19 protein-coding genes and 1 pseudogene are annotated in these 20,661 nt (G+C 62.2%); 16 read left to right on the top strand and 4 right to left on the bottom strand.

The window, feature by feature from the left end:
- Positions 1-18 precede the first annotated feature (18 nt).
- Both VNX23_RS13460 and VNX23_RS13455 read right to left on the bottom strand, forming a co-directional pair.
- Entirely contained in the window at positions 19-888 is an 870-nt protein-coding gene (locus VNX23_RS13460) for an AraC family transcriptional regulator (protein ID WP_325630721.1), read from the bottom strand.
- Positions 889-1,323: 435 nt separating this feature from the next.
- The gene (locus VNX23_RS13455; RefSeq protein WP_325630720.1) at positions 1,324-2,226 is read right to left on the bottom strand and encodes a helix-turn-helix transcriptional regulator; all 903 of its coding nucleotides are present in this window, start codon (positions 2,224-2,226) and stop codon (positions 1,324-1,326) included.
- 199 nt (positions 2,227-2,425) lie between these two features.
- Here VNX23_RS13455 and VNX23_RS13450 point away from each other — a divergent pair, with 199 nt between their 5' ends.
- The 5 genes from VNX23_RS13450 (at position 2,426) to boxB (ending at position 8,864) form a co-directional block, all read left to right on the top strand.
- Positions 2,426-3,982, top strand: a complete 1,557-nt coding sequence (locus VNX23_RS13450) for a benzoate-CoA ligase family protein (RefSeq protein WP_325630718.1) — start codon at positions 2,426-2,428, stop codon at positions 3,980-3,982.
- 206 nt (positions 3,983-4,188) lie between these two features.
- Positions 4,189-5,007, top strand: a complete 819-nt coding sequence (locus tag VNX23_RS13445; protein ID WP_325630716.1) for an alpha/beta hydrolase — start codon at positions 4,189-4,191, stop codon at positions 5,005-5,007.
- 21 nt (positions 5,008-5,028) lie between these two features.
- Positions 5,029-5,535 carry a DUF309 domain-containing protein gene (locus VNX23_RS13440; protein ID WP_325630714.1) on the top strand — a complete coding sequence of 169 codons (507 nt, stop codon included), beginning with the start codon at positions 5,029-5,031 and terminating at the stop codon, positions 5,533-5,535.
- Between the two features lie 104 nt (positions 5,536-5,639).
- Positions 5,640-7,328: a 2,3-epoxybenzoyl-CoA dihydrolase gene (gene boxC / locus VNX23_RS13435; RefSeq protein ID WP_325630712.1), complete on the top strand. Its 1,689-nt coding sequence runs from the start codon at positions 5,640-5,642 to the stop codon at positions 7,326-7,328.
- Between the two features lie 84 nt (positions 7,329-7,412).
- Positions 7,413-8,864, top strand: coding sequence for a benzoyl-CoA 2,3-epoxidase subunit BoxB (boxB, locus tag VNX23_RS13430; RefSeq protein WP_325630710.1), 1,452 nt, complete (start codon positions 7,413-7,415; stop codon positions 8,862-8,864).
- A 198-nt stretch (positions 8,865-9,062) separates the two neighbouring features.
- On the opposite strand, the gene VNX23_RS13425 is transcribed toward boxB, so the two are convergent.
- Together VNX23_RS13425 and VNX23_RS13420 are read right to left on the bottom strand one after the other, a co-directional pair.
- The gene (locus tag VNX23_RS13425) at positions 9,063-9,872 is read right to left on the bottom strand and encodes an SDR family oxidoreductase (protein WP_325630708.1); all 810 of its coding nucleotides are present in this window, start codon (positions 9,870-9,872) and stop codon (positions 9,063-9,065) included.
- Positions 9,873-10,021: 149 nt separating this feature from the next.
- Positions 10,022-10,428, bottom strand: a pseudogene (locus VNX23_RS13420) (polysaccharide deacetylase); the annotation flags it as partial.
- A 330-nt stretch (positions 10,429-10,758) separates the two neighbouring features.
- Here VNX23_RS13420 and VNX23_RS13415 point away from each other — a divergent pair.
- The 11 genes from VNX23_RS13415 to VNX23_RS13365 form a co-directional block, all read left to right on the top strand.
- Entirely contained in the window at positions 10,759-12,156 is a 1,398-nt protein-coding gene (locus tag VNX23_RS13415) for an OmpA family protein (RefSeq protein ID WP_325630706.1), read from the top strand.
- A gap of 2 nt (positions 12,157-12,158) precedes the next feature.
- A complete protein-coding gene (locus tag VNX23_RS13410) occupies positions 12,159-12,485 on the top strand; it encodes a hypothetical protein (RefSeq protein ID WP_325630704.1) in 327 nt (108 codons plus the stop codon).
- A gap of 26 nt (positions 12,486-12,511) precedes the next feature.
- Positions 12,512-13,003 (top strand): DinB family protein, encoded by a 492-nt coding sequence (locus tag VNX23_RS13405; RefSeq protein WP_325630703.1) that lies wholly within the window; start codon positions 12,512-12,514, stop codon positions 13,001-13,003.
- Between the two features lie 255 nt (positions 13,004-13,258).
- Positions 13,259-14,314: a lysylphosphatidylglycerol synthase domain-containing protein gene (locus tag VNX23_RS13400; RefSeq protein ID WP_325630702.1), complete on the top strand. Its 1,056-nt coding sequence runs from the start codon at positions 13,259-13,261 to the stop codon at positions 14,312-14,314.
- A gap of 53 nt (positions 14,315-14,367) precedes the next feature.
- Complete coding sequence (locus tag VNX23_RS13395) at positions 14,368-15,666, top strand: ATP-binding protein (protein ID WP_325630700.1); 1,299 nt, start codon at positions 14,368-14,370, stop codon at positions 15,664-15,666.
- A 121-nt stretch (positions 15,667-15,787) separates the two neighbouring features.
- Positions 15,788-16,798 (top strand): phosphate ABC transporter substrate-binding protein PstS, encoded by a 1,011-nt coding sequence (gene pstS / locus VNX23_RS13390; RefSeq protein WP_325630698.1) that lies wholly within the window; start codon positions 15,788-15,790, stop codon positions 16,796-16,798.
- Positions 16,799-17,025: 227 nt separating this feature from the next.
- Positions 17,026-18,015: a phosphate ABC transporter permease subunit PstC gene (gene pstC, locus VNX23_RS13385; RefSeq protein WP_325630817.1), complete on the top strand. Its 990-nt coding sequence runs from the start codon at positions 17,026-17,028 to the stop codon at positions 18,013-18,015.
- A gap of 1 nt (position 18,016) precedes the next feature.
- Entirely contained in the window at positions 18,017-18,862 is an 846-nt protein-coding gene (pstA, locus tag VNX23_RS13380; RefSeq protein WP_325630696.1) for a phosphate ABC transporter permease PstA, read from the top strand.
- Positions 18,859-19,680: a phosphate ABC transporter ATP-binding protein PstB gene (pstB, locus tag VNX23_RS13375; protein ID WP_325630694.1), complete on the top strand. Its 822-nt coding sequence runs from the start codon at positions 18,859-18,861 to the stop codon at positions 19,678-19,680. Before pstA ends, pstB begins: the two co-directional genes overlap by 4 nt.
- An 11-nt stretch (positions 19,681-19,691) precedes the next feature.
- On the top strand, positions 19,692-20,408 hold the full coding sequence (gene phoU / locus VNX23_RS13370; protein ID WP_325630693.1) for a phosphate signaling complex protein PhoU: 717 nt from the start codon (positions 19,692-19,694) through the stop codon (positions 20,406-20,408).
- A gap of 75 nt (positions 20,409-20,483) precedes the next feature.
- A partial coding sequence (locus VNX23_RS13365; protein WP_325630816.1) for a response regulator occupies positions 20,484-20,661 on the top strand: 178 nt, incomplete at its 3' end.

Raw genomic sequence — 20,661 nt, 5'->3', positions numbered from 1 at the left:
AAGATTCCTGCTTTTTACCTACGAGGCAGCAAGGTGTGTCGGCGGAACACCGTGGACGCGCCGAATCCAGCGCGAGAGGTGGCTCTGGTCGGCGAAGCCTGTGGTGGCCGCGATTTCCGCCAGTCCATGGCGACCGTCGCGCACAAGCTCGAGGGCGCGCTGCAAGCGCAGATGCACGACATAGCGGTATGGAGTCATGCCGACCGATCGGGTGAACACGCGCGTAAAGTGGAACGGGCTGCGGCTGGCAATTCTAGCAAGCGCGCCAACCTCGATTGGCTCGTCGAGATGGGCAATGACATAGTCCCTGAGCCGACCGAGTACGTCCTTGCCCAGCTTGCCGCGCACCACCTTTTCGAATTTTGAAGTGTGACGAACGAGTAGGCCGTCAACGAAGGCGCCTGCCATTCCGTTCCAGAAAAGCGGGCCGTTAGGATAACCGTCGGCACTTTCATGAGCCAGGCCGCGCGCAAGTTCGAGCAGTTCATGATCGCAACCGGAAAAACGCGCGATCAACTGTGCGTCAAGCGCTGAGCCCTCGGCAGCGGCGAGCGCAAACTGGCCGGGCTCGATTGCCACAAGGATTGCATCGACGCTGACTTCCGCATCTGCCGCGTAGTCGGCTCCTGCGGGACAGATGGCAAGCGACCCTGCCTCCGGCTTGTGCGAAAGCGCCTTACCGGCGATGCGGCATTCAAAATGAGCACTAGGGGTGAGCTGAAAGCAGACATGATGCCTTCGCGGCGTCGCGCTGATATGTGCGCCACCTTTGAACCGCGCGCTAAGCACAAAGACGCCGCTCTCGCCTGGCGCGCTGCCGGCAGCCAAAGCCGTCGGCGAACCATCGTCCATCTGCGTCAGGCAAAGCTCCGATACTTCCTTGAACATAACTTCTGAACCTCCGCGCAAGGAAGGGGCCAAGTTTGCGCCAGCGGGCTAGATGGTGCCGATCGTTCCGAGACGCAAGGTGCGATGCTGGTCGATCGGCCTTCGCGTGCGGCAGGCGATCACACGAAATTGACGCCGCACAATGCGAATGGCGCCGACTCCTGCACGTCCAAGCAGATGCTGGACATCGGCGACCAGGGGCACAACACTAAACTTGGCCGCGTCCTCGCACGATCGTCACGCGCGACCGTTGCGGCTCTCCAGACGTACCTTGCTCAACAATTTGCCATCTCGAACGCAAGCGGGAAAAGGGAATCTCCGTAGCCTCGCGATGTCTCTTCCGGGTAAGTTACGCCGGCATCACGTTGCACTGATCATGCGGCTTCGCTCGACGCCATCCGCCGGTGACGGTAAGTCTGGAACAAGAAGGTCCGATCAACGCGCCGCGCTGCGCAAGCCAAACGCCTGCGCCTCGTTGTGCAGCACCGGCGCAACAGCTTCGATCAAGCGCGCACCAGCATCCTCCACCGAAAGACCCGCGGTATCGACCACCGCGTTGGCGCGCGCGTAGAGCGGTTCGCGGCTCACCAGGATGTTGCGCAATTCCGTCATCGCCGAACGGTCATCCGCCATCGGCCGCAGGTCGCCCTGGCCGCGCACCCGCGCCATGTGTTCTTCCGGCTCGGCCTTGAGCCAGATCGTGTAGAACGACGACAGGACGAGGTCGAAGGTCAGCGGTTCGGAAACGATACCGCCGCCGGTGGCGAGCACCGTCAGGCCGTTGTCAGCCAGCAATTGTCCGAGTGCCGCCTGTTCCATGCGGCGGAAACCTTCCTGGCCGTAGAGCGCGATGATCTCGGCGACCGACAGCCCGTTCTCGGCCTCGATCTCCTTGTTGAGCTCGACGAATTTCCAGCCGATTTTATTGGCCAGCATCTTGCCGAGCGTCGACTTGCCGGCGCCGCGCAAGCCGATCAGGGCGATGCCGGCAAACGACTTGCGTCGATGTACGAGGCCCGATTGTCCCGCGAGAATGTCCTTGGCCTGCACGATCTGGCCCGGCGAAGCCTTGCGCAGGAGATCGCGGATCACAGCCCAGTCGGGCGAGGGTTCGGTTGAAGGGATCAAATCTTCCAGATGCGCGCCCATCGCGTTCGAGACCCGCCGCAACAGCACGATCGAGACGTTGCCCTTGCCGCCTTCAAGCTGGGCAATGTAGCGTTCGGAAATGCCGGAGACCTTGGCGAGCACCTTTCGCGACATGCCGCGAAGCGCGCGCATGGTCCGAACACGTTGGCCGAGCTGTTCGAGAAAGCCGGCTTCGCTATCTCTGGTCATGGTCCTCGTTTGAAGAGCGCGCGTCCAAAGCTTTTTTGGGCAAAATGGATGGTGCAGAAAACGCCTCGGAGGAAACATAATGCCGATGAGGATTGACAGCAAGCGCGGTCGATGGCTCTCTATGCATTATAATTCTTGATAATCGGGAGAAACGTCGTAGCATGCGTTCGCGTGAGGGAAGTGGCCTGGGGAATACGGCATGAGCGACACATCCGGTTCCTACAACGCGGTGACCGTTCTGCTCGACCGCAATGTCGATGAAGGCCGCGGCGGAAAGCTCGCCTATCACGACACTGTTTCCGAAGTCAGTTATGGCGAACTGCAGAAACAGACCCGCCGCGTCGCCAACATGCTGCGCCGCCTCGGCGTCCGCCGCGAAGAGCGCGTGGCGATGATCATGCTCGACACGGTCGACTTCCCGGCGGTGTTTCTCGGTGCGATCCGCGCCGGCATCGTGCCGGTGCCGCTGAACACGCTTCTGACCCCGGACCAATACGCCTATGTGCTGGCGGACTGCCGCGCGCGGGTGCTGTTTATTTCCGAAGCGCTGTTGCCCGTGGTCAAGGACATGGTCGGGCGGATGTCCGATCTCGATCACGTCGTCGTTTCCGGCCATGATGCGCACGGCCACAGAAAACTGTCCGACGAACTCAAGGGCGAGAGCGATGCGTTTGCGACCGCGCCGACGCATCCCGACGAGCCGGCGTTCTGGCTCTATTCCTCGGGTTCGACCGGAATGCCCAAGGGCGTGCGTCATCTGCATTCCAGTCTCGCGGCAACCGCGGACACCTACGCCAGGCAGGTGCTCGGCATTCGCGAGGACGATGTGTGTCTTTCGGCCGCAAAACTGTTTTTCGCCTATGGGCTCGGTAACGCGCTGACATTCCCGATGTCGGTCGGCGCCACCACCATTCTCAATCCCGAACGGCCGACGCCCGCGACCATGTTCGCGCTGATGAACAAGTACAATCCGACGATCTTCTACGGCGTGCCGACGCTGTTCGCCGCGATGCTCCATGACGAGACGCTGAAGGCCGAACGCGCCGGCAGCCACTTGCGGATCTGCACGTCGGCCGGCGAAGCGCTGCCGGAGTCGGTCGGCAACGCCTGGAAGGCGCGTTTCGGCGTCGATATCCTCGATGGCGTCGGCTCGACCGAGCTGTTGCATATCTTTCTGTCGAATGCGCCCGACGACATCAAATACGGCACATCCGGACGCCCGGTCCCGGGTTACAAGGTCCGGCTCGTCAACGAGGCCGGCGCGGACGTTGCCGATGGCGAGGTCGGCGAGCTTCTGGTCGATGCGCCTTCGGCCGGCGAAGGTTACTGGAACCAGCGCAGCAAAAGCCGCCGGACCTTCGAGGGACACTGGACCCGCACCGGCGACAAATATGTGCGCGATGCGGAAGGCCGCTACACCTTCTGCGGCCGCAGCGACGACATGTTCAAGGTAAGCGGCATCTGGGTATCGCCGTTCGAGGTCGAGAGCGCGCTGATCACCCACCCGGCGGTGCTGGAAGCAGCCGTCGTGCCCGAGGCCGATGGCGAAGGGCTGCTCAAGCCCAAGGCGTTCGTGGTGCTGCGCGCCAACGCCGACAATTCCGGCTTGCAGGACGCGCTCAAGGAGCACGTCAAGCAGAAGATCGGCGTCTGGAAGTATCCGCGCTGGATCGAAATCGTCGATGCCTTGCCGAAAACCGCAACCGGAAAGATTCAGCGATTCAAGTTGCGGGAGGAGCATTCCTCCAAGTCGTGATGCGTTCGTCGATTGAAGTTCGAGGATTCACCACAAACCAGGCTCGGCTCTCTCCCCCCTTGTGGGGGAGAGGTGGAGAGGGGGGTATCACGAACTCCAGCGCTTTTGGCTTACCCCCTCCCTGACCCTCCCCCACAAGGGGGAGGGAACGGTCGAGCGAGCCGGAAGGGAGCTCACCACATCGTGCGGCAAGTGCGGAGGGAGAAATGACCACGCTTTCGCCCTCGGGCTTCCTGCGCATCGGGACCGCAGAGCTCGAATACCGGATGATCGGGCCTGCGCCCTCTGAGGCGCCGACCATCGTCATGCTGCATGAGGGCCTCGGCTCGGCGGCGCTGTGGGGGGACTTTCCCGACCGGCTGCAGGGTGCGACCGGCGCCGGCATTTTCGTCTATTCGCGCGCCGGCTATGGCGCTTCGACATCCGTGCCGTTGCCGCGCCCGCTTGACTATATGAGCATCGAGGCGCTCGAGGTTCTGCCCGCCGTTCTCGAGGCAATCGGTTTTCGCCGCGGCTTGTTGCTCGGGCATTCCGATGGCGCATCGATTGCGGCGATCTATGCCGGCGGCAAGGCCGATCACCGGGTGCGTGGCGTGGTGATGATCGCGCCGCATTTCGTCGTTGAAGACATGGGGCTGGCGGCGATCGCAGAAGCCCGAAAGGCCTACGAGACCCTGGGCCTCAAGGCAAAGCTTTCGCGCTGGCATTCTGACGTCGACAACGCCTTCTACGGCTGGAACGGCGCCTGGCTCGATCCGGAGTTTCGCCACTGGGACATCTCCGATTATCTCGCCTATATCCGCGTTCCCGTCGCCATCGTGCAAGGCTCCGACGATCAGTATGGGACAATTCGCCAGATCGAGATCGCGAAGGAGGAGTGCTATTGTCCCGTCGAGGTGACGATGATTCCCCGCGCCGGACATTCGCCGCATCGCGAGGCACCACAGGTGACTCTCGATTCCATCGCTGAATTTGCTAAAAATATTCTGTTTTTGCACGAAGGCTCGGAAGGCCGAGCCGCCTGATTTTTTTCGGCATTCTCGCCAATGGCCATTTCCGCGAGTGCGGCCGATTTGCCGCTGCCCGGCTGGGCCCATGTGCCTGGCGAAACCACCGAGGCCGACCACGATGCGTTGTGGCGCGCGAAGGCGTTGGTGCCGTCGCGATTTTGCGACTTCGTCCCCGCGCGGCATCCGGCGCTGCGCTACGGCATCGCGCTTAACGACGCCGGCTATTTCTGGGAAGCGAAGGAAGTTCTGGAAGCGGTGTGGGCAGCAGCGCCTCAAGGCGGGCGCGAGCGGATCCTGCTGCGCGCCTGCATCCAGGTCGCCAACGCCAATCTGAAACTGCGGACGCAAAAGCCGCGCGCGGCAGCGCGGCACTTCGGTGAAGCGCTGGCCGAGGTCGAACCATTGCTGGCGCGCACGGCCACTGGCAGGGGCGGGTTTGCCGACAGCTTTCCGCTTCCCGCGCTGGCGGCGCATCTGAAAGCCAAACTGGCGCAGCCATCGCTGTCCAAAGCCGACTGGATCGCGCTCGGGGCCAAAATATGAAGCAAAATGCAGATTTTTGGCGCCAAAAGGCTCTGGACGCCGAGGTTAATATGCATTATTGTGCATAAATTTCTTAACCCAAGTCCGTGCACAGGGAACGGTCTATGGCCGGTGAAGATCGCGTTCTCGCTGGCGGCGCCAGCTTCATCGATTTTCAGACGGATCCGTCGCGCTACCGGCATTGGAAGCTCGATGTCGACGGCGAGGTTGCGACCTTGACCATGGACGTCGACGAGAATGGCGGCCTGTTCGAGGGCTATCAGCTAAAACTCAATTCCTACGATCTGGGCGTCGACATCGAACTTGCGGATGCGGTGCAGCGCCTGCGCTTTGAACATCCTGAAGTGAAGGTGGTGATCCTGCGCTCGGGCAAGAACCGCGTCTTCTGTGCAGGCGCCAACATCCGCATGCTGGCCGGCGCCACCCACGCCCACAAGGTCAATTTCTGCAAATTCACCAACGAGACCCGCAATGGTCTGGAGGATTCGTCGGAAAATTCCGGGCAGCGCTTCATCACCGTGGTCAACGGCACCGCGGCCGGCGGCGGTTACGAGCTGGCGCTTGCCACCGACCACATCATCCTTGCCGACGACGGCTCGGCCGCGGTCGCCTTGCCGGAAGTGCCGCTGCTGGCGGTGCTGCCTGGTACCGGCGGGCTGACGCGCGTGGTCGACAAACGCAAGGTCCGGCGCGACCACGCCGATTATTTCTGCACCATCGAGGAAGGCATCAAGGGCAAGCGGGCTGTCGCATGGCGGCTGGTGGATGAGATCGTACCGAACAGCAAACTGGAGGCGAAAGTCGCCGAACGCGCAAAAGAATTCGCCGCCGCCTCCGGCCGCAACGGTGAGGGAGAGGGAATTTCGCTGACGCCGCTCGCGCGCAGCGTCGACGAGAGCGGCATCCGCTATGGCTTCGTTAGCGTCGATATCGACCGTGCGGCGCGCATCGCCACCGTTTCGATCAAGGCGCAAGACGCGCCGCCGCCGGCCGATACTGACGGCATGATCGCGCAAGGCGCCTCGTTCTGGCCGCTGCAGGTGGCGCGCGAACTCGACGACGCCATCCTGCATTTGCGCCTCAACGAGCTCGAGATCGGCATGCTGGTGTTCAAATCGCATGGCGAGCGCGCCAACGTGCTCGCCTGCGACGCATTTCTCGAAGCCAACAAGTCGCACTGGCTGGTCAACGAGATCAGGCAATACCTCAAGCGTGTGTTCAAGCGTATCGACGTCACCTCGCGCACGCTGGTGACGCTGGTCGAACCGGGCTCGTGCTTTGTCGGCACGCTGGCGGAACTCGTGTTCGCGGCCGACCGCTCCTACATGCTGATCGGCTCGCGCCAGGGCGACAACCGCCCGCCGCCGACCATCGAACTCACGGCGATGAATTTCGGTCCCTACCCGATGAGCCACGGCCTGACGCGGCTGCAATCGCGCTTCCAGGCGCAGCCGTCTGACCTGGAGCGCGCGCGAGCGCGGATCGGCGAGACGCTCGACGCCGAGGAGGCCGAGGCGGCAGGCCTTGTCACCTTTGCGCTCGATGACATCGACTGGGATGACGAGATCAGGGTGTTCTTCGAGGAGCGCACCAGCTTCTCGCCCGATGGCCTTACCGGCATGGAAGCCAATCTGCGCTTTGTCGGACCCGAAACCATGGAATCGAAGATCTTCTCGCGCCTGACCGCATGGCAGAACTGGATCTTCCAGCGTCCCAACGCGGTCGGTGAGGACGGCGCGCTGCGCCGCTACGGCACCGGCCAGAAGGCGCATTTCGATACGACGCGAGTGTAGCGAATAGGGAGTGGCGAATAGCGAGTAGCGAGTGGTTCAATTCGCTATTCCCTATTCGCTATTCGCCATCCAAGGAGTTCCGCCATGAACGTGAACATCATGAATGTCGATTATTCGACCAAGATTCCCAACAACGTGAATCTCAGTGAGGACCGGCAGGTGCTCAAGGCGCTCGAGGGCTGGCACCCCGGTTACATGAACTGGTGGAGCGACATGGGGCCTGCCGGCTTCCAGCAGTCGCTGGTCTATTTGCGCACTGCCTATTCGGTCGATCCGCGCGGCTGGGCCAAGTTCGACTATGTGAGAATGCCGGAATACCGCTGGGGCATCCTGCTCGCGCCGCAGGAAGAGAATCGCGTCGTTCCGTTCGGGGAACATTGTGGCGAGCCGGCCTGGCAGGAAGTGCCCGGCGAATATCGCGCGATGCTCCGCCGTCTGATCGTGATCCAGGGCGACACCGAACCCGCATCCGTCGAACAGCAGCGCCATCTCGGCAAGACCGCGCCGTCGCTTTACGACATGCGCAACCTGTTCCAGGTCAACGTCGAGGAGGGCCGTCATCTCTGGGCGATGGTCTACCTGCTGCAGAAATATTTCGGCCGCGACGGCCGCGAGGAGGCCGACGAATTGTTGCGTCGCCGTTCCGGCGATGCCGATAGCCCCCGCATGTTGGGGGCCTTCAACGAGGCGACGCCGGACTGGCTGTCGTTCTTCATGTTCACCTATTTCACCGACCGCGACGGCAAGATGCAGTTGCACTCGCTGGCGCAGTCCGGCTTCGATCCGTTGTCGCGCACCTGCCGTTTCATGCTGACGGAGGAAGCCCATCACATGTTCGTCGGCGAGACCGGCATCAGCCGCGTGGTGCAGCGAACCTGCGAGGCGATGAAGGCCGCCGGCATCGGTGATCCCGACGATATCGCGAAGGTCCGCGCGCTGGGCGTGATCGATCTTCCGACCATCCAGAAGAAATTGAACCTGCACTATTCGCTTTCGCTCGATTTGTTCGGCTCGGAAGTCTCCACCAATGCGGCAAATTCCTTCAATGCGGGCATCAAAGGCCGCTACCACGAGACCCAGATCAAGGACGATCACCGCCTGCAGCACGACACCTATCCGGTGCTCAAGCTCGTGGACGGCAAGATCACGCGGGTCGACGAACCGGCGCTCACCGCGCTCAACATGCGCCTGCGCGACGATTACACGCAGGATTGCGTCAAGGGATTGCTGCGCTGGAACAAGATCATTTCGCTGGCCGGTTACGACTTCAAGCTGACGCTGCCGAACGTGGCGTTCCACCGCGCCATCGGCGAATTCAAGGACGTCCACGCCTCGCCGGATGGCGTGCTGGTCGACGATGCGACCTGGAACGGGCGAAGGAACGAGTGGTTGCCCTCCATCGGTGACGGCGACTTCATTGCCTCATTGATGAAGCCGGTGCGGGACGTCGGCGAATTCGCGCCCTGGATTTCGCCACCCAAGGTCGGGATCGACAACAAGCCGGGCGATTTCGAATATGTGAAGATCGAGAGTTGAGGTGCCGGCCGCCTGCGTTCTCCCCTTGCGGGAGAAGGTGTCGCGCGAAGCGTGACGCATGAGGATTTCTTTCCGCGAGTGATTTGGCCCTGGAGCCGAACCCCTCACCCGAAAGTAACCGTGTTTGCTAGTTGCGTTGCCCTCTCCCGCAAGGGGAGAGGGCCCAAAGATGAGCAGCCGGTCTACATCGCGCCTACATCAACTATCCCATCCCTCCCCCTTGATACCGGGATTTGCATAGACGATGCCGCCATCGACCGCGATGGTGGCGCCGACCACGTAATCTCCGGCGCGGGAGGCAAGAAAGATCGCAGCCCCCGCCATGTCCTCGTCGGTGCCGATGCGCCCGGCGGGCACGTTCTGTGCCACCTGCTCGGCGTGGTCGCGGGCTGCGCGGTTCATGTCCGACTTGAACGGCCCGGGCGCAATCGCCGACACCACGACGTGGTCGCCGATCAATTTGGCGGCCATTCTGCGCGTCAGATGGATCAGCCCCGATTTGCTGGCGGCGTAGGAATAGGTCTCCAGCGGATTGACGAAAATGCCGTCGATCGAGGCGATGTTGATCACCTTGGCGGGCTTTTCGGCGCTGGCGGCAGCGCGCAAGGGTCCTGCGAGCGCCTTGGTCAGGAAGAACGGCGTCTTCACGTTGAGGTTCATCACCTTGTCCCAGCCGCCTTCCGGGAACTCGTCGAAATCCGCACCCCATGCGGCACCCGCATTGTTGACGAGAATGTCGAGTTTTGCTTCGCGCTTTTTGATTTCGCCTGCGAGCATATCGATTCCGGCCATGGTGGAGATGTCGATTCCCAGCGCGATGCATTCGCCGCCATATTCGGCCGCAAGTTCTTTCGCGGTGGCCTCGCAAGGCCCCGCCTTCCGCGCCGTGATATAGACCCTGGCTGCACCCTCGCTGAGAAATCCCGCGGCGATCATCCTGCCGATGCCCCGCGATCCGCCGGTCACCAGCGCGACGCGGCCGTGAAGCGAAAACAGATCCTTGAACATGCACTCCTCCCTTGCATTCGGCCTCTGGTTCTGAGCGCGCGGAGACGTCAAGTCAAGAATCGCTGCGAGGCGAAGGGATATGCAGAGGTCGACCGACCAAGATCGGATCCAGGCCTCATGGTTCGAGACGCCGCGCACGCGGCTCCTCACCATAAGGGGCCGAGACAATCGCTCGCAACATGCACCGTAAACGGAGCCTTGAATTCCCTCATGATCGAAAGCGCGAAATCCCTGTTGTCGCGATAGCCGTCGTCGAAGGTGAAACAGGCAAAGCGCCGCGCGAAATTGCGTTGGCAAAGTCGCGCGTGCAATTCGTCCATCGTGATGATGTCGATGTCGCGCGCGTGAAGATGCGCAAGCAGCGCGCGCGGAAAAATTCCGGCGCAACGTCGAGATGCCGATTGGGCTGGAATTCGCCGTCCCGGGGCGGCCGGACATGGTGCAGCGTGAAGATGGTGCCGACGCCGGCAAAGATCGGGCCACGCAGATGATGCGCACCGGTGAGATAAAATGCTTCCAGCCCGGCGCGGATGACGTTGTTGCGTAACTGCTTCATCGGTGAGGGTTTTGCCGGTTTGGGCAGGACACTCGAATCATGGAGTTGCCGGTGTCCCGTAACAAACGCCGATTTGCGCTATCGCCTTGCTTTACCATTCCCGGTGATTTCGGGTTTGACAGCCCCCCAAGGGTTTGTTTTCTCTCTGTTTCCGGTGCTGCCGGTCGGAAGTCCTTGGGCGTCCTTTTCGCCGAATAGCGTGGTGCTTCGGACCGGAAAAACGGCACGGGATCATAGTGTTGCCAGCGCCCCCGTTTTACGAAGTTCTGGTCGGGGATGTCTTCGCTAAAACTTCGGAAAATGGGGCGTTAAGGCTCCGCGGGACATCGAATGGGCGGACTTTTCAGGTGGAGCAGCAAATGGTGGCCGGGCCTCATTCCGCTGTTCATCCTTTGGGCTCTCGCGGCATGGTCGAGCACCGCCCCGCTGGAAACCGACCTCGCCGCCCGTTCCATCGCCGCCCTTAAGGATACCGTACTCGACAAGGGCAGGATCGCGGTCGAGGGACGTGACGTCACCCTTGCCGCGGATGCCTTCTCCGAACAGGGCCGGCGCGGCGCGGTGGCTTCGGTGCAGGCCGTGCCCGGTGTACGGTTCGTCAATGATGAGACCCGTCTTGTTCCCGAAGCCACGCCGTTCGTCTGGTCGGCCGAACGTGACGTCGCAAGAGTGACGCTGTCGGGCAGTTCACCGCTGCCCGCAACCAGAGGCAGGTTGATGGAGGCCGCGCGCGTATCCCTTGGCGGCGTCGAGGTTGTCGATCAGATGAACCTTGCCCGCGGGGCGCCGAAAAGTTTTGACAATGCGGCTCTGCTGTTGGTCGATCAGGTCAGCAAGCTGAAGGACGGCAAGATCACGATTTCCGACGACAAGGTCAGCCTTTCCGGGATGGCACGCGACCTCGGAGGGCGGGAAGCGATTGCGGCGGCGCTGAAAAATCTCCCCGAGGGATATTCGGTCGCCGCCAACGACATCAAGGCGCCCCCTTACATCTTCCAGGCCTACAAGGACCCGGTCGCGGTAACGCTGACGCTCACGGGTTACGTGCCCGACAACAATGCCCATGGCACCATCGTCGCGGCGGCGGGCCGCAAATTCTTCAGCGAAAAAGTCGTCGACAGTCTCAAGACCAGCGTCGGGGCGCCTTCCGGTTTCGCCGGCGCCGTGGTGCCGGCGCTCGCCGCGCTGTCGCGCCTGTCGACCGGCACTCTGGTCGTCTCGGATCGCGAAGTGAAACTTGCAGGCGATGCACTCTACGATGCCGCGCCGGCCCAGATACGCAACAATCTGCTCAAGGATTTTCCGCAGGGCTGGCAGGTGAAGGCGGACATTTCGGTGAAGCCTGCGGCTGCCCCGGTCGATGCGACCGTTTGCCAGCAGCTGTTTTCGGAACTGCTCGGGAAGGGAACCATCCGGTTCGAGACCGGGCGCTCCACCCTCGACCCGGATTCCGGCGGATTGCTCGATCGCCTGATCGAGACCGCGCTGCGTTGTCCGACCGCAAATATCGAGGTGGAGGGACACACCGACGCCGCGGGCGACGCCGCGGCCAACCAGTCGCTGTCCGAAAAGCGGGCCCAGGCGGTCGTGGACTATCTGGTGAAGGCCGGATTGCCCGCGAGCAGGTTCACCGCGGTCGGCTATGGCAGCACGCAGCCCGTCACGAGCAACGACACCGAAGAGGGCAAGGCGCAGAACCGCCGCATCGAATTCGTGGTGAAGGAATAGCGATGGTCTACCTGGCGACATTTTTTTGGGGCTGGCTCGTGGGATCGCTGTTGCTGGGTTTTGCTATGGGCTGGATCGCGGTGGTCCATCGTGGCCAGGGCGTATCGCAACGGATCGCGCGTCTGCTGGCGGTCCTGGTGGCGGCGCTGATCGGAGCGGCGCTGGGGCGCATCGTCCCCGGCCGCCCCGGCTATTGGCTCGACCTCGGCCTGATCATGTTCGCACTTTACCTGGTCGGCTGTTCGGCGGGATCGTGGCTGCGTGATCGGGTGCTTTCCGGCCATGCGAAGGGAGCCGGAATTTCGGATGATCGCGGGCAACTGACATGACCATCACTGCGACAGCTCACTACCGCATGTTCGGCCGGTACAACGAGTGGGCCAACCTGCAGCTATACGCGGCCGTGGCGCGGCTCACGCCCGAGCAGTACCGCGCCGATCGCGGCGCCTTTTTCAAATCTGTCCACGGTACCCTCAACCATCTGCTCGCAACCGACCGGATCTGGATGCGGCGGTTCACCGGCGAGGGCGACGCGCCGGACCGGCTGGACGCAATCCTGTTCGAGACATTTGACCAACTGCGCGCCGCGCGCCAGGTCGAGGACCGACGGATCGTCGATTTTGTCGATCGCCTCGATGATGCGCGCATCTCGGGCACGATCAAATACCGACGCGTCTCCGCGCCCGAGTGGTTCGAGCAGCAACTGGCCCCGGCACTGGCGCATTGGTTCAATCACCAGACCCATCACCGTGGCCAGGTCCATGCCTTGCTGACTGGCCTCGTCGGCGAGGCGCCGGCGCTTGACCTGCTGTTTTTCCAGCGTCTGACCTCAAAACCGGCGGCGTGAAATCGTGAGCACCTTCCTTTCAACAAGCGCTCGCGGAGGTGGAATTCGCCATTGCCGGAGCGAATGCAGCAAAAGGGCGCATTCCGCCATTGCCGATCCCTCTAATATATTGAAGGAGCGTGCCTTATCCCTATCAACCGAATTCCACTCAGCCTCAAAACAAGCTACCACAGGAGGCCGGAGCGCGAGCCTAGTTCCGTCGGCGGCAATGACCGCGCCGGCGCCATGATCGAAGGATCGTCATTCGAGGTCCAGATGCTGGAATCACTACGCAGAGCGATCTCGTTTCTGCGCCATAGGCAAATCCTGCACAAGATGGGCGTTGCGATCAGCGTCACGGTCATCGGGATCGCTTGCTACGTGCTTTACCACATGCTCCGCGGCATCGACGTCAACGAGGTCGTCGAGGCCATCAAGAGCACCGAGCCGCGCTCGATCGCACTGGCGGCGGTGTTCGTGGCGGCCGGCTATTTCACGCTGACCTTCTATGACCTGTTTGCGGTCCGCGCGATCGGCCGAAAAGACATCCCCTATCGTATCAACGCGCTGGCAGCTTTCACCAGCTACTCGATCGGCCATAATGTCGGGGCCAGCGTCTTTACCGGCGGCGCGGTGCGCTATCGCATCTATTCGGCCTGGGGATTGAACGCGATCGACGTCGCCAAGATCTGCTTTCTCGCCGGTCTCACCTTCTGGCTCGGCAACGCCGCGGTCCTGGGGCTGGGCATTGCCTACCATCCGGAAGCCGCCGCCTCGATCGATCAGCTTCCGCCGTGGCTGAACCGCACGGCCGCGGTCGCCACCATCTTCGCGTTGCTGACATATGTAGCCTGGGTCTGGGTGAAACCGCGCCAAGTCGGCCGCGGCCCCTGGTCGGTGGTCCTGCCTGGCGGACCGCTGACGCTGCTGCAGATCATGATCGGCATCGTCGATCTCGGCTTCTGTGCGCTTGCGATGTACGTGCTCGTGCCGGATGACCCCAACCTCGGTTTCGTCGTCGTGGCGGTGATTTTCGTCTCGGCGACCTTGCTGGGCTTTGCCAGCCACTCGCCGGGCGGGCTCGGCGTGTTCGATGCCGCCATGCTGGTCGGTCTGTGGCAGATGGACCGGGAAGACCTGCTGGCGGGAATGCTGCTGTTCCGCGTCCTCTACTATATTGCGCCGTTCGTCATATCTGTAATCTTATTGACGTTTCGGGAGGTTATCCTGGGTGCGCGGCTCAAGCGGTTGCAGCAGGCGGCGCCGGCAGCCCCGGCGGAGCCGCAGCGTAAAGCCGTCTACGTTCGGGAGCGGAAGGACACCGGCTCCTGAGGTCGCGACCCGGATGGGACGAAGAGGCACTTCGGAATCGGAGCTCCGGTCTGATGGCAATAGACGATTCTCCCTCTTTCTTTTTTTCGCCGTGGCCGGACCGGCTGAGGCATGCGGCCATCATTCTGCTCGCCGCCGGCCTGGCGCTTGCGGTGGTGGTCATATTCGGTGAATTGTCGCCGGTCCGCGCCGCCGCCATTTTCATCTGCATCGCCGCCGCCGCTCTGGTGCCGTGGCGCCTGCACGATGCCGCGACATCTCGCGAGGACGTCAGGGGCGTCAACCCGATCGAGACCGCTGCCGTCAGCGCCATCGTCTCCGGCATGCCGGATCCCGCCGTGTTGCTCGATCGGGCCGGTCGCGTCGTTCATCTCAACGCGGCTGCGGCGCAGCTGGCTCCGGCGTTACGCAAGAATGAGCTCGCCCAGTTTGCGTTGCGTTCGCCCGAGATCATCAGCGCGTTGCGCGAAGCGATCGCAACCACGGAGGCTCGCCGCGCGACCTACCTCGATCACGTGCCGGTCGATCGCTGGATGGAACTGATCATCACCCCGGTTCCGGTGCCGACGCTGTTCGGCGGCACCGACAAATGCATGCTGATGACCTTTCACGACCTGACACCGCTGCGCCGGGTCGAGGAAATGCGCGCCGATTTCGTCGCCAATGCCAGTCACGAACTGCGCACGCCCCTGGCGGCGCTGTCCGGTTTTATCGATACGCTGCAAGGACCCGCCCGGGACGATCCGAGGGCGCGCGAGCGATTCCTCGGCATCATGCATATCCAGGCGACGCGGATGGCGCGTTTGATCGACGACCTGTTGTCGCTGTCGCGGGTCGAGCTTTCCGCGCATGTTCGCCCCGATACGCTGGTGGATATCGTTCCGATCATCCGTACCGTCGCAGACGGGCTGGAGCCGCTGGCCCGCGAGCGACAGGTCGTCATCGATGTCGATCTGCCGGAAGCACCGGTCTGGATCGCGGGCGACCGCGAGGAATTGCTGCGGGTGTTCGAGAACCTGATCGAAAACGCGCTGAAATATGGCGCCTCGGGCGGCAGGGTCATCGTCTCGCTCTCCATGGCGGTTTCCGGCGAGGGCGTGCCCGAGGTGCGCGTGATGGTGCGCGATTTCGGCCCCGGTATCGCGCCCGAACACTTGCCGCGGCTCACCGAGCGGTTCTATCGGGTGGATGTCGGCGACAGCCGTTCCCAGGGTGGAACCGGGCTCGGATTATCGCTGGTCAAACATATTGTTAATCGCCATCGCGGCCGGCTTTTGATCGAAAGCGCGCTGAAAAACGGCGCCACCTTCACCACCTGTTTTCCCCACGCCAGGACTCCGGTTTTGACCTGAAGCCAAGCATTTTCAATAGCTTGGTGGTGTCATCCGACTGTCATCAAAGCTTCGTAAAAGCAGCATTGACCGCTTCTAAACGATCCTCGTGAGCGCTTGGCTTACGAGATGGAGACCAGCAATGAATTTGATGAAAACGATCGTGGCAGCCGGTCTGGTCGCCGCGTCGACGTCGGCATTCGCCGCCGATATTACCGGAGCGGGCGCGACCTTCCCGTTCCCGATCTATTCAAAATGGGCTGACGCCTACAAGAAGGAGACCGGCAACGGGCTGAACTATCAGTCGATCGGCTCGGGCGGCGGTATCAAGCAGATCGAGGCCAAGACCGTGACCTTCGGCGCGACCGACATGCCGCTCAAGGTCGAGCAGCTCGAAAAGGACGGCCTGGTGCAGTGGCCGATGGTGATGGGCGCGATCGTTCCGGTGGTCAATCTCGAGGGCGTGAAGCCCGGCGAGTTGGTGTTCGACGGAGCGACGCTTGCCGATATCTATCTCGGCAAGATCACCAAATGGGACGATCCGGCGATCAAGAAGCTCAATGCGACAGTGAAGCTGCCGAGCGATGCCATCACCGTGGTTCGCCGTTCCGACGGATCGGGCACCACGTTCAACTTCACCGACTATCTCTCCAAGGTGAGTCCGGAGTGGAAGACCAAGGTCGGTGCCGGCACCGCGGTGGAATGGCCGGCGGGCGTTGGCGCCAAGGGCAACGAAGGCGTCTCGGGCAATATCAGCCAGACCAAGAATTCGATCGGCTATGTTGAATACGCCTATGCCAAGCAGAACAAGCTGACCTATACGGCGCTCGTCAACAAGGCCGGCAAGACCGTTGAGCCCACGGTGGCCGCGTTCCAGGCCGCCGCCTCCAACGCCGACTGGGCGCACGCTCCCGGTTACTACGTGATCCTCACCGATCAGCCGGGCGAGCAGTCCTGGCCGATCACGGCGTCGACCTTCATCCTGATGCACAGGGAACCAGCCGATAAGGCGGCCTCCGCCGAAGCCGTCAAATTCTTCAAATGGGCTTTCGCAAACGGCGGCAAGATGGCCGAGGAACTCGACTACATCCCGATGCCGGAGCCTGTGGTCAAGCTGATCGAGAAGACCTGGTCGGCCGACATCAAGAGCTAAAGCGTTGCATAACCTGCCTGCCTGGATGCATCGCGTCCGGGCCGGCGGGTAAGATGAACAACCCAAGGCCCGGAATCCCCAGTACCGCGGTAGTGAGGCCGGATTCCGGGACCGCGCCCCCAAAAACGCGGGTCCGAATGACGCGGTTAAACCGTTCGGCAAAAGACGCTCCGGGACCAAATGGTCACCAGGCTTTGAACCAGACAGAGGGAAATGGCGTGGCAGACATGGCCGTTCAAAGCGATGCGATGGAAGCTACCGGGCCTTACGATCGCGCCAAGGCACTTAATGCTTTCAAGTTCGGGGACGCCACCTTCTACTGGATCACCCGCGCCTGCGCGATCTCGGTTCTGCTCATCCTCGGCGGCATCATCCTCTCCCTGATCGTCGGCGCATGGCCGGCGATTCAACAATACGGCATCGCCTTCCTGTGGACGCAGCGCTGGGCGCCGTCGGCCGATCCTCCGGTGCTCGGCGCGCTCGGCCCGATGTATGGCACGCTGGTGACCTCCTTTATCGCGATGCTGATCGCCATTCCGGTCGGTCTTGGCATCGCGATTTTCCTGACCGAGCTTTGTCCGCAATGGCTGCGCCGGCCGATCGGCATCGCCATCGAATTGCTCGCCGGCATCCCCTCGATCATCTACGGCATGTGGGGTTTCTTCGTGCTGGGTCCGTTCCTGGCCTATACGTTCCAGCCGTTCATGATCGGATTGTTCGACGGCGTCCCGGTTCTCGGTTCGATCTTCGGAGGCCCGCCGTCCTATCTCAGCCTGTTCAATGCCGCGTTGATTTTGGCGATCATGGTGCTTCCCTTCATCACCGCGATCTCGGTCGACGTCTTCAAGACGGTGCCTCCGGTCCTGAAAGAGGCCGCCTACGGCGTCGGCTGCACCACCTGGGAGGTCGTCCGCAACGTGGTGATCCCCTATACCCGCGTCGGCGTCATCGGCGGCATCATGCTGGCGCTCGGCCGCGCGCTCGGCGAGACCATGGCGGTGACCTTCATCATCGGAAATTCCTTCCGCATCTCGTCCTCGATCTTCGCGCCCGGCACCACGATATCGGCGGCGATCGCCAGCGAATTTGCCGAAAGCGACGGCCTGCACCAATCCGCGCTTATCCTGCTTGGCCTGTTGCTGTTCGTGCTGACCTTCATGGTGCTCTCCGCGGCGCGGCTGATGCTGCTGCATTTGGAACAGAAGGCGGGCAAGTGACATGAACCCGATCTATGTCCGCCGCCGCCGCAACGATATCATCATCCGCGCGCTTTGCTTCGGCGCCGCGCTGTTCGGCGTCACCTGGCTGGCGCTGATCCTGTTCACGCTGTTCTATAACGGTCTCGCCGGCCTCAACCTTGACGTCTTCACCCAGAATACGCCGCCGCCCGGATCGAACGAAGGCGGCCTCAAGAACGCGATCATCGGCTCGGTCATCATGACCTTCATCGGGGTCGGCATCGGCGCGCCGCTTGGCCTGTTCGCCGGAACCTATCTGGCCGAATACGGCCGCAACGACCGCCTTACCTCGGTGATCCGCTTCATCAACGACATCCTCTTGAGCGCGCCGTCGATCATCATCGGCCTGTTCATCTATGGCGCGATCGTGGTGCCGATGGGCGGGTTCTCGGCGCTGGCGGGATCGCTGGCGCTCGCCGTGATCGTGATCCCGGTCGTGCTGCGGACCACCGAGGACATGCTGCTGCTGGTCCCCAACCCGCTGCGCGAGGCGGCCTCCGCTCTCGGCCTGCCGCGCTCGCTGGTCATCAAGCGCATCGCCTACCGCGCGGCGCGCTCCGGCCTGATCACCGGCGTGCTGCTGGCGACCGCCCGCGTCGCCGGCGAAACCGCCCCCTTGCTGTTCACCGCGCTGTCCAACCAGTTCTTCAGCCTCAACCTGACCAAGACGATGGCCAACTTGCCGGTGACCATCAACAATTTCGTGCAGAGCCCCTACGCCTATTGGAAGCAGCTCGCCTGGAGCGGGGCCCTGCTCATCACGCTCACCGTACTTGCTCTCAACATTGGCGCGCGCATTCTCGGCGCCGAGAGGACCGCAAAATGAACAACGTTTCCGTATCCGTGAGTGTTCCCAACGCACCGGTGCCGTCGATGCCAAGCACGGAACCGCCGGCCAAGGTCACGGCGCGCGGCCTGAATTTTTACTACGGCGAGCACCACGCGCTGAAGAACATCAGCATCACGCTCGGCACCAATCGCGTCACCGCCTTCATCGGCCCGTCCGGTTGCGGCAAGTCGACCTTGCTGCGGATCTTCAACCGCATGTACGATCTCTATCCGGGGCAGCGCGCCACCGGGCAGCTGATGCTCGACCAGACCAATATTCTCGATCCCAAGCTCGACCTTAATCTGCTGCGGGCGCGGGTCGGCATGGTGTTCCAGAAGCCGACGCCGTTCCCGATGACGATCTACGAGAATATCGCCTTCGGCATCCGCCTCTATGAGAAGATTTCCCGCTCGGAAATGGATGACCGCGTCGAGAAGGCGCTGCGCGGCGGCGCGCTCTGGAACGAGGTCAAGGACAAGCTCAATGCCAGCGGCCTGAGCCTGTCCGGTGGCCAGCAGCAACGGCTTTGCATCGCCCGCACCGTGGCGGTGCGGCCGGAGGTGATCCTGTTCGACGAGCCGTGCTCGGCGCTCGACCCGATCTCCACCGCCAAGGTCGAGGAACTGATCCAGGAACTGGCCGAGAATTACACCATCGCCATCGTCACCCACAACATGCAGCAGGCGGCGCGCGTCTCGGACAAGACCGCGTTCATGTACCTCGGTGAATTGATCGAATTCGACGATACCAACAAGATCTTTACATCGCCGAACGATCGACGCACCCAGGACTACATTACCGGCCGCTTCGGCTAAGGAGAAAAAGGATGGCTTCAGAACATACCGCCAAAGCGTTCGACAGCGATCTCCAGGAGCTGACCCGGCTGGTTGCGGAAATGGGCGGTCTCGCCGAGCGCATGATCGTGGACTCCGTCGACGCGCTGATCCGCCGCGACATTGCGCTAGGCAATCGTGTGGTGGAAGCCGATGTCGAGATCGACAATTTGCAGCGGCTGATCGAGGAGCGCGCGGTTTTGACCATCGCGCGGCGCCAGCCGATGGCGGTGGACTTGCGCGAAATCGTCGGCGCGATGCGGGTCGCCATCGATCTCGAGCGGATCGGCGATCTCGCCAAGAACATGGGCAAGCGCGTCGCGGCGCTGGAAAGCGATTTCCAGCCGCTCAAACTGATCCGCGGGCTGGAGCACATGACCGATCTGGTGCAGTCCCAGGTAAAATCCGTGCTCGATGCCTACGCCGCGCACGACCTGCCGGCGGCGATGTCGGTGTGGAAGGGCGACGAGGAGGTCGACGCCATCTGCACCTCGCTGTTCCGCGAGCTTCTGACCTACATGATGGAAGATCCGCGCAATATCAGCTTTTGCATCCATCTGATGTTCTGCGCCAAGAACATCGAGCGGATCGGCGATCATGCCACCAACATCGCGGAAACCGTATTTTACATGATCGAAGGCCAGCAAATACCCGACAAGCGCCCCAAGGGCGACATGACGACCTTTGCCACGACTGTACCTGGGAACTGACCAGGGTTTGAACGAAGTGGGAGCCGGTTCGCGTGAACACACTGCGTCAAAACACAACGAAAGAAGGCTACTGACATGAGCGCGCGCATTCTGGTGGTTGAAGACGAGGAGGCGCTTACGACGCTGTTGCGCTACAACCTCGACGCCGAAGGCTACGACGTCGAAACCGTCGGACGCGGCGATGACGCCGACACCCGTTTGAAGGAACGGGTTCCCGATCTGATCGTGCTGGACTGGATGCTGCCCGGCCTGT

Origin of the sequence: Bradyrhizobium sp. (assembly GCF_035570375.1) — a bacterium.
In the GTDB taxonomy this organism is placed as follows: domain Bacteria; phylum Pseudomonadota; class Alphaproteobacteria; order Rhizobiales; family Xanthobacteraceae; genus Bradyrhizobium.
This window is presented reverse-complemented; position numbering and strand designations above follow the sequence as displayed.